10 protein-coding genes are annotated in these 10,234 nt (G+C 35.7%); 4 read left to right on the top strand and 6 right to left on the bottom strand.

Features of this window, described 5'->3' with window-relative positions:
• Positions 1-50: 50 nt before the first annotated feature.
• The 4 genes from P4V41_RS21320 to P4V41_RS21305 form a co-directional block, all read right to left on the bottom strand.
• Complete coding sequence (locus P4V41_RS21320) at positions 51-1,139, bottom strand: Ger(x)C family spore germination protein (RefSeq protein WP_328087214.1); 1,089 nt, start codon at positions 1,137-1,139, stop codon at positions 51-53.
• A complete protein-coding gene (locus tag P4V41_RS21315; RefSeq protein WP_328087213.1) occupies positions 1,139-2,221 on the bottom strand; it encodes a GerAB/ArcD/ProY family transporter in 1,083 nt (360 codons plus the stop codon). The genes P4V41_RS21320 and P4V41_RS21315 overlap by 1 nt, the downstream gene beginning before the upstream one ends.
• 18 nt (positions 2,222-2,239) lie before the next feature.
• Positions 2,240-3,757: a spore germination protein gene (locus P4V41_RS21310; protein ID WP_328087212.1), complete on the bottom strand. Its 1,518-nt coding sequence runs from the start codon at positions 3,755-3,757 to the stop codon at positions 2,240-2,242.
• Between the two features lie 106 nt (positions 3,758-3,863).
• Positions 3,864-4,301: a MarR family transcriptional regulator gene (locus P4V41_RS21305; RefSeq protein ID WP_328087210.1), complete on the bottom strand. Its 438-nt coding sequence runs from the start codon at positions 4,299-4,301 to the stop codon at positions 3,864-3,866.
• A gap of 153 nt (positions 4,302-4,454) precedes the next feature.
• Between P4V41_RS21305 and P4V41_RS21300 the strand changes: the two genes are divergently transcribed.
• The 4 genes from P4V41_RS21300 (at position 4,455) to P4V41_RS21285 (ending at position 9,401) form a co-directional block, all read left to right on the top strand.
• Positions 4,455-4,877, top strand: coding sequence for an organic hydroperoxide resistance protein (locus tag P4V41_RS21300; protein ID WP_328087208.1), 423 nt, complete (start codon positions 4,455-4,457; stop codon positions 4,875-4,877).
• A 233-nt stretch (positions 4,878-5,110) separates the two neighbouring features.
• Positions 5,111-6,487, top strand: coding sequence for a sigma-54 interaction domain-containing protein (locus tag P4V41_RS21295; RefSeq protein WP_328087207.1), 1,377 nt, complete (start codon positions 5,111-5,113; stop codon positions 6,485-6,487).
• A 90-nt stretch (positions 6,488-6,577) separates the two neighbouring features.
• Complete coding sequence (locus tag P4V41_RS21290; RefSeq protein WP_328087215.1) at positions 6,578-7,915, top strand: aspartate aminotransferase family protein; 1,338 nt, start codon at positions 6,578-6,580, stop codon at positions 7,913-7,915.
• Between the two features lie 43 nt (positions 7,916-7,958).
• The gene (locus tag P4V41_RS21285) at positions 7,959-9,401 is read left to right on the top strand and encodes a sodium:solute symporter (RefSeq protein ID WP_328087206.1); all 1,443 of its coding nucleotides are present in this window, start codon (positions 7,959-7,961) and stop codon (positions 9,399-9,401) included.
• Positions 9,402-9,448: 47 nt separating this feature from the next.
• Here P4V41_RS21285 and P4V41_RS21280 read toward each other — a convergent pair whose 3' ends face one another.
• A complete protein-coding gene (locus P4V41_RS21280) occupies positions 9,449-9,730 on the bottom strand; it encodes a hypothetical protein (RefSeq protein ID WP_328087205.1) in 282 nt (93 codons plus the stop codon).
• A gap of 75 nt (positions 9,731-9,805) precedes the next feature.
• Complete coding sequence (locus tag P4V41_RS21275) at positions 9,806-10,126, bottom strand: hypothetical protein (protein WP_328087204.1); 321 nt, start codon at positions 10,124-10,126, stop codon at positions 9,806-9,808.
• Positions 10,127-10,234 lie beyond the last annotated feature (108 nt).

Raw genomic sequence — 10,234 nt, 5'->3', positions numbered from 1 at the left:
GTACTTTGTCTACAAGCTGACTCACACCTTAAAATAAGGTGTGAGTTTTTTTATTCAATAATCCCAGAATGCACAATGTTTAAATCAACATCGACGTTCACTTTTACATCTGGATATTGCTCTTCCCATTTCCCTAATTCAAAATTGCGATAATGAGCTTCAAATTTTGCACCTAAACCGAGTGGGTCAACATCGTTTTCTTGGAGTTGTTTAATTATTCTCATAGTGTCCTGTTCTATATTTCTCATTATTTTTTTTCGAACATCTTTTATTTTACTTGGATTTGCAGCATTTTGTGTATTGCTTGAATATTCCTGAATTCTTGCATCCATTTTAATTTGTATATTGAATTCAGGGTTTCCATTTTTCACTTTGACTTTATAATGAGGTAAGGATTTGATGTTTCCCAGAACAACATGTTCATTTTCGTCTAAACGATATTGATGGGTTCCCATTTTAAATCTTTCCAACAACATCTTAAATGTGAATGCATCCTTTATGGGTAGAGTAGATACAACACGAGCATTTTTAAACAAGGCAATCCCGCTTATTCTTATTTTATCTTTTTCTTTTTTTAGAATAGGTAGAAAAGGATCACTTCCCTCATCGTAAAACTTGAACGAAAATATGGTAAGGTCTGATAAAGGTAATTCTCCGGTTTTTGCGTTCTGAAAAATCATATCAGAAAGATACAAAGCAATATTTTCTTTACCATACTTTTTTATAGAGAGTAATTTAGAAGCTTCCCCCTCAACGATCGCAAGCTGCAATTTACTGCCAATTGCAGGAGATCTATTAAAGGTATCTAAGAGAGGAAATAAACCTTTTCTTGCCAGTTTTTCACCAAATAAAGCGATACGAAGCTGGCCGTTAACTAATGGATACTGTACTTCATTTTGTGTGCGATTGATGATCTCTCGCACCGTTTCTCCTTCTGCATTCTTTATTTCAATCTTTGAAGTTTCATCCACTTGATATTCTGGATAAACAATCGTCCCTAGTAATTTATGTTGTGAAGCTATATCAAAGCCAACCCCTTGAATAATACTGATTTCATTTGCATTTAATGAAGGAATAACCTGACAACCAGTTAACAAAGTAATTAAACATATTTGAAAAAGAATTAGATAACACTTCATCAAATAGTCCTCTTCTTTATAAGGTTAAAAGCTAGCCATAGTATAGGGATGTATACATAGAACAACCCTACAGAAAATTTTGCGATCATCTCCAAAAAAGAATTAAGAATATATCTATTATCTAATATTTGACAAATAGCAATACTTAAAACCATTAAGACGATCAAAGGAATTTTCTGCTTCTTTTTCGATATCAATTTAATACCTCTACTTGACGCCCATAACATCAATGTAATAATTGTCACTATTTTTATTAAGTACAACGATAGAAGAATATACTCAAACCTTTCAACAAATGAAAACTTTGCTAAAGCATTAATATTAATCCTTGCCCAAATCGTAGTCTGTATTTGCTTCTCACTAATGAATAAAAATGTTGTTATTGCCCCTACCGTATAGAATAATGTCGTAAATGCAACACCTAGTTGGGCATACTTTTTTGATGTTTCAGGGTCTTTTAGAAATGGATATACCATCAGTATTATCTCGAAACCGGCCATCGAATAACTCGTTTCTTTAGCAGACTTTAATAAATCAATGAATGAATGATCGAGGATGGGAAATATGTTATCAATATGAATATAATTGTTAGGTAGGTAAAAGTGATTAAAGAAAAGAAGAATGGTGTAAATGACAGACACAAAACATATTCCTGCCACTACACGAAACCCTCCTGAAATTATGTAATAACTTAACACCAAAATAAGAATAGACAATATCCATGTTGGAAGAGTTGGAAACATCCACACTTGTATAATCTCAATATATTCCCTCAATACACTTACAGCAGCCAACCAAAAATAAATCATTATTATTGCACTAAAAATTGATCCAACCTTATTACCATAAATTTGGCTGTGCACATCAATAATATCTCCTCTTGCTGCAGACAGCATTTGAAACATTAATAGAACAATGTCCTGAATGATTGCTCCAGCAATGAGTACACTTATCCATGCATCATAACCAGCATGTTTTGCAATAATTCTATGGAAGCCCAATATACCTACTCCTGTTTGTGCGCCTACAATGATAAAGAACAAAAAGTATGGAGATATTTGATGTCTGATATTTACTTGCATGACAGAATCTCCTTTCTGTTATTCATCGAAATCGGAAGCTGGACCTGGATTTTTAACATCATATAAATATTTTTGTTTCGTTTGTGGTCTTAAGTTATCCGGATTCTCTTTCTGCATAGAAAATGGCAATCGAATCCACATATCTTTAAATATATTTTTACGAAACGGGTAAAACCCAATGTACGGTCTACCAAGAGAAGTTAAACGCAATAAATGTGCCAGGAGGAAATTAAGACCTATTACAATTCCTATCAATCCAAGAAATTGTGCCATTACAATAATCGGATATTTTATAAGCCTTACAGAGTTATTGAACTTATAGATCGCTGAGGTGTATGAAGCTAATGTGCTTAAGCCGATTAATATGATAAGGATACTGCTTGTAAGTTTCGCTTCAACGATAGCCTGTCCAATTACAATCCCACCTACAATACCTAGAGTTGTACCAATTTTAGTAGGAAGGCGTAGACTTGATTCTTTAATAAATTCAACACTGATTTCTAATATTAAGACTTCGATAATAGGTGGAAAAGGCACTGCAGCTCTAGAAGCCACTAATGAGTCAAGTAACTTTGCTGGAATCAACTCATAATGATACGTTAAAACGGCTATATAAGCAGGTGAAATAATAATAGATACAAAAAGGCCAAATAGCCTAATCAACCTTAAATAATTTGCAATCAACCAAGGTACATAGTAATCTTCCATAGCGACTATGGATTCTGCTAATGTAATGGGTGCAATCAATACATCAGGAGATCCATCTACTACGATTACTATTTTCCCTTCTGTTAGTGCCGCAATGGTTCTGTCATTTCGTTCAGTAGGAATGATTTGCGGAAAAAGAGAATTTGTATTATCTTCAATCATTGACGCTAAATATGAACTATCTGAGATATGATCGTATTGCACGTCGTCGATCCGTTGCAGAACGGTTTCGACATTATCTTTGTTCGCAATGGAATTCATAAAGATAACTGCGACTTTTGTTGATGATAATTTACCTACTTTCATTTCTTTTACATGTAAGTCAGAAGACGGCAAATGTTTCCTTATCATGTTAATATTTGTATCAATCTCTTCCACATAGCCTGCTTGAGGACCAAGAGCTGTAGATTCCATCATAGGAAAAGAGATGTCTCTGAACTTATAATTTGCGACATTCACTAGTAAACATTCTGTATGTTTATCTGATAACCGAATTGCGGCAAATCCTTGCAATAACTTTTCCTTTATTACTTTTGCGTCCGATGTTACTTCTATTTGTTGTATAGGAATTGTATTTTTTAATTCTTTTATCGAAAGTTGTGCAGATAGGTAAGGTACCACATCTCTATGTAATATTTCTCCCATAATGAGCGTTCTAAAATAAGAAATACAAAATGGCTCAGCTAGATTTGAGGAAGTATGGTCATTAACAAAATCATTTGATAGTGAAAATTCCTCTACCCAATTGGTCGCATCAACGTTAGTTTTAGGATGTTCATCTATTTTTTTCTTTTCCTCAGCTATTTTCTCTCGCCTTTTTTTGAACATACTTATCCCTCTAATGAATTTTTCTTTATTGTTCATATGTAACTCTTATAGTATTCATAGAAAAAGAAAAACGCTTAGAAAAATTTTCTAAGCGTCTTCGAATGTTTTATTGATGGCTTTGCAGCTGATTTAGGATACTGGTCAATGAGTTATTTAAAAGTAATAGATCTTCTTTTTTCATCGAAATGTTTTCTACAAGTTGATCCGGAATGCACTCTGCTTTTTCTTTAAGTGCTTCTCCTTTTTTAGTAACAGAAATAATAACACTTCGCTCATCTTGTGCAGATCTCTTTCTTTCGACGAGACCATTGATCTCCATGCGTTTTAACATGGGAGTAAGAGTCCCTGAATCTAAAAATAATCTTTGCCCTAATTCTTTTACAGACAATGAATGTTTTTCCCATAAAAGAAGCAAGACTAAGTATTGTGGATACGTGACGTTAAGTTCCTTTAACAACTCTCGATAAAGCTTTGTGATCTCACGCTCTGCTGTATAGATTTTAAAACATATTTGATTTTCTAATTTTAAAGTTTCACTTTTCATGATGTTTCCTTTCTTTTTGTAAAGGGTACTTGCATTATATCACAATTTAGTTTTACACAATTAAATTGTTTGACTCTATAAAAAGTATACGTTATGATAACTACGAGTTATTAAATTGCACACAATTTAATTTTACACAAAGGAGTGTTTAGAATGGAAGCATTATACACAGCAAAAGCTACAGCTGAAGGTGGAAGAGCAGGTACGGTAAAAAGTGATAACGGTGTTCTAAATCACGAGTTAGCAATGCCAAAAGCTCTTGGTGGGTCAGGAAGTGAGAACGCAACGAATCCTGAACAATTATTTGCAGCAGGATACGCAGCTTGCTTTGATTCAGCTCTAAACCTAGTTGCACGCCAAAGTAAAAAACGTATTGAATCAAAGGTTACTGCTGAAGTTTCTATTGGAAAAGATACGGATGGTGGATTTAAACTAGCTGTAGTTCTTAACGTAGGTGTTAACGGTGTGACACAAGAAGAAGCTGAGGAATTAGTGAAGACAGCTCACGGTGTTTGTCCTTATTCTAAAGCAACAAGCGGCAACATTGACGTTGAATTAAAAACTGAACTTATATAATGAAAGCTATAAAGGACCATTCATTTTGGTCCTTTTTTTTATTTGTTTTCTCTCTCATACTCCCCCCTCTCATATAAAAAACACATCAACTAGATTTTTTCATGATCTTTTTCTTTCACATATAAAAACTCTCAGTTTCTATATCAATTCTCTGTGAACAATCGTATAATTATTCATAAATAAATAATTATTCAGAATTGAATATTCAACAACCTAAAAAGGGACTGATGTACATGAGTCAATCTAAAGATTGGAACGAAAATGAACAAATTCTTCATTCTTTAAAAGACGACATCTTAGTTACGAATGTAGAGGGAATAATCCTCAAAGTGAGTGAAGTTACAGGAAAGATCTACGGAGTTGATTCAGATAGTTTAATCGGAAAATCTGTCTATGATCTAGAAGCTCAAGGCTTATTTACGCCTATTCTCACTCCAATGGTTGTAAAAGAAAATAAAAAAATCACGTTTGTACAAACAACGAATAAAGGAAAAAAATTGCTTGTTACAGGTATTCCTGTTTATAACGAACAAGGCAAGTTGTATAGAATTGTTAGCTATTCACACGACATTACAGAACTGGCTCAATATAAAGAGTTTTTGTTTGCTATGGAAGAAGAAATGCAGCGTGTAAAAACAGAGCTCGACCTATTAAGAAGCAAACAGCTTCATGATGCTGGAATCATCGCAAAAAGTGAAGATATGAAAAAAGCAGTCTCAACAGCACTTCAGCTATCAGAGGTGGATGTGAACGCCTTAATTCTAGGTGAATCTGGTGTTGGGAAATCATTGTTAGCTAAATTTATTCACAATAAGAGTCATCGCTCAAAAGGACCTTTCATTGAGGTTAACTGTGGCGCTATTCCCGATTCTTTGTTTGAAGCAGAACTATTCGGTTATGAACCTGGCGCTTTTACAGGTGCACATCAGAAAGGCAAAGTTGGTCTTATTGAACTATCGAACGAAGGCACTCTTTTCTTAGATGAAATCGGTGAACTTCCCCTGCAGCACCAAGTAAAAGTGTTAAAAGTCATTCAAGAAAAACAGTTTTTTCGTGTAGGTGGAACGAAACCAATCAAAATAGATTTTCGTCTGATCTCTGCTACGAACAAAGATCTTCAGAAAGCGATAAATGAGAAGCTGTTTCGTGAAGATCTCTATTTTCGTCTAAATGTTGTACCCGTCACGATTCCCCCACTCAGAAAGAGAACAGAAGATATCGTACCTCTCATACATATGCTTTTAGAGCAATTTGAAGAAAAGTATAACAAGAAGAAAAAATTAGATGAAGCTGTTCTTCATCACCTTCTGCACTATGACTGGAGGGGTAATGTACGGGAATTAATCAACATCATGGAACGCTTAGTGGTACTCTCCCCTACGACTCTTATTACTGATGAACATCTTCCTGATCACGTAAAACATGGTGCAACTACACCTTCACCATCTATTAATAAAGAACAAACACTTAAAGAAATGTTAGACGAAACAGAGAAACAAATCTTATTTGCAGCAAGAAAGAAATACAGAACAACCATAAAGATGGCAGAAGCACTCGGTACTAGTCAGCCTTCAATCGTAAGAAAAATGAAAAAATTTCAGATAATTTAGTTACTTGGCATGATACTTGCATGGATATTCTATATAGAAATTATTTATACAACATGAGAATGGAATATCAAGGAGGTAATACACGTGTCAATGAACAACTGGAGTAACCTTGTAACCGAAATGCCTAATCTTTTAGCTCCTAGTATGGCAAAAGATCATCCAAACCTACCCGTCGTAAAAGCAGAGGGCTGCTACTATTATGGATTGGATGGAAAACAATATCTTGATTTCACTTCTGGCATTGCAACAGCAAATACTGGCCATCGTCATCCAAAAGTAGTCCAAGCTATCAAAGATGCAGCAGATCACCTTATGCACGGGCCATCTGGGGTCATCATGTATGAATCGATCCTGAAACTTTCAAAGGAATTAGCTCATGTTCTACCAGGTGATTTAGATTGTTTCTTTTTTGCTAACAGTGGAACTGAAGCAATCGAAGGTGCTCTGAAACTCGCAAAACATGTCACAAAAAGACCTTACGTTATTTCTTTTACCGGTTGCTTTCATGGTCGATCATTAGGCGCTTTGAGTGTGACAACATCCAAAAGTAAATACCGTAAGTTTCTTCAGCCGAACGGTCTTGCCTATCAAGTTCCTTATGCAGATGTAAAAAGCGCTCCAAGCGGAGTAAATCCTGAAACATACGTAATTGAAAAACTTGAAAAAGATTTTGACACACTTTTCAATCATCAAGTTACTCCTGAGGAAGTCGCCTGTATGATTGTAGAACCTGTTCTAGGTGAAGGAGGCTACATTGTCCCACCAAGTGGCTGGCTGAAGAAGATAAGAGAAGTTTGTGACAGATATGGCATCTTGCTGATTTTCGATGAGGTTCAGACGGGTTTTGGAAGAACAGGCGAATGGTTTGCTGCCCAAACATTTGGAGTTACACCAGACATCATGGCTATCGCAAAAGGAATTGCTTCTGGACTGCCACTAAGTGCAACGGTTGCGTCTAAAGAACTGATGCAGAAATGGCCGCTCGGTAGTCATGGTACAACATTTGGTGGAAATCCGATTGCTTGTGAAGCAGCACTCGCTACAATTGATGTTCTAACAAAAGAAAAGCTCATTGAGAACTCAAAAAACATGGGGAAATATGCATACTTAAAATTAAAAGAACTTCAGAAGCGGACTCCGTTAATCGGGAGCATTCGTGCGGTAGGACTAATGATTGGAATAGAAATCATTGATCCATTTACAGGTAAACCAGACGGTCATGCACTTATGAATATTCTAGACAAGTGTTTAGAAAAAGGCGTTCTTTTTTATCTCTGCGGAAATCATGGTGAAGTAATCAGAATGATTCCACCTCTTACCATCAAGCAAGAACAAATCGATCAAGGTCTTGCTGTCCTTGAAGAGTCACTTGAAGAATATTTGGTTGAGGTTCATGCTCAATTGTCGGAAAACTATCAAAACGCGTAAAAGTCTTGATTAAAGCATTACACTAAAAGGGAGGGTTTTTATTATGCAAACTTTTGATACAGTTATTATTCTCTTGTATTTTGCCGTATTGATCGGTGCAGGAATTATTGGCTCTACTAAAGCAAAGACTTCTGAAGATTTTACATTAGCAGGACGTAACCTTGGCATGTTTATGTATCTTGGTTGTTTGTCTGCCGTTATTTTAGGTGGAGCTGCGACGATTGGGACGACAAAACTTGGTTATCAGTTTGGAATCTCTGGCATCTGGTTTGTATCAATGATTGGTTTAGGCATTATTCTTTTAGGCACTATATTTATTAAGAAGATCGATTCATTAAAAGTGACAACGATTAGTGAACTTCTGGGAAAACGATACAAATCTGAAACACGTCTTTTAAGTGCCATCGTGGCATCTATATACACTTTAATGATTGCAGTTACCCAAGTGATCGGGATGGGAACGATCATTAATGTTCTCTTAGGTTGGAGCTTAACGACTTCCATGTTAGTTGGAGGAGGCATTGTTCTCTTCTACACAATCCTAGGCGGAATGTGGAGTGTAACAGTTACTGATATTATTCAATTTATTGTAATGACGGTTGGTATATTCTTCATTATGGTTCCTATGAGTCTTTCAAAAGTAGATGGTTTAGGAAATCTATTAACAAAACTTCCTGAATCTCACTTAGCTTTCACAGGCATCGGTTATCAGCAGATCTTTCAATATTTCTTGTTGTTTGCACTTGGTATGGTAGTATCGCAAGACATTTGGCAACGAGTATTCACAGCAAAATCTAGTAAAATTGCTAGAAATGGCTCTATCTTTGCTGGAGTGTATAGCTTTGCATACGCGATTGCTGGAAGCATTATCGGAATGTGTGCATTCATAGTACTACCTGCCCTGGATAATCCGCAGAACACGTTTGCTGAGATGGCCCTTACCATTTTACCAACTGGTATTTTAGGTCTTGTGCTTGCAAGTGTGTGTTCAGCACTTATGTCAACGGCATCTGGTTCGTTACTTGCGTCTTCTACTCTGATTACAAACGACATCTTAAAACAATATTTCTTGAAATCTCCTACTGACAAACAATTAATTACAGCATCAAGAGTCACAACACTTGTTATCGGTTTGATCGCTATTACTTTTTCCATATGGATCCAAGATGTACTCGTTGCACTTGATGTGGCTTATGCCATTCTATCTGGAGCAATCTTCATTCCCCTTGTTATGACTTTCTTTTGGAAACGAGCAACTCCTAATTCAGGATTCTATGCCATTTTAATTTCTACAGTTGTTGTTCTAGCAGGGTTATTTATTGAAGGACTTACAGCAACGAATCCGATTCTATATGGGATGTCAGCTGGATTGGTTAGTATAGTGGGTATTTCCTTATTCACAGCTCCAATCTCAACTGAATTCGACACACCTTTCGACGAAGATGTAGCATTTGATGATGTAGAAGAAGGAAGAAAACAAGCGTAGAATATAGAAAAGCCTCTCCCGTTGGGAAAGGCTTTTCTGTATTTCTCTTACTTTTCACCAATTCCAAACGATAACAATAGAAGACCGAATATAGAGATCAAAGCCATGAACAAAATGAAAAACAACCCGAAAAATTTCGATTTTCCAGCTTCTTTTTTGACAATAGCTACAACGCTTAAAATCACACCGATAAAATACAACATGATTCCACTAAAAAGAAAGATAGCAACCTGTTGAGCTACATCATCTCGAACGATGAATGGCCAGCCAGCAAGAAGAATTCCCGCTATGCAAAACCATAATGATAAACGACCGAAACGCAAATTCAATGTATTGGCACACTCCTGTTTAAAATTAGTTCAATATCCATTGTTGCCATTTTTACATCAAAAATCAACTATCTACTAGATAAAATATTCTTTGTAATAAACCAATATGGAGACTAACGAAACTAGCGTATAAATAATAGCTGTATAATAAGCATAACTCGGTTTGAACGCAGCTTTTTCTTCTTCAATTTTAATACCTGTCATCGCCTGAGCTTGCATACGAACCATGTTTGATGAAAGTCCACCCTTTGAAGTGAAAAATCGAATAGTGAAAGCAAAAATTAAACCAATAAATAACGATGTGTCAATAAACGCCACTCCTAAAAGGTTTGCCACCACATAATTAAAAACTAATATTGTGATTACCGTTACGATGCAGCTAACTACATGTTTCATAACATCCCCTCCTTATTCGGTTATACGCACAATAAGGAAGAAAGTTCCAAAGCTAATGAAAAATTTCATATGAAAACACGCCCATGCAATTGAACTGCACCCCAATTG

Origin of the sequence: Fictibacillus nanhaiensis (genome assembly GCF_036213205.1) — a bacterium.
Taxonomy (GTDB): Bacteria; Bacillota; Bacilli; order Bacillales; family Fictibacillaceae; genus Fictibacillus; species Fictibacillus nanhaiensis_E.
Note: the sequence above shows the minus strand (reverse complement) of the source record. Positions and strands in the feature narration are given on the sequence as shown.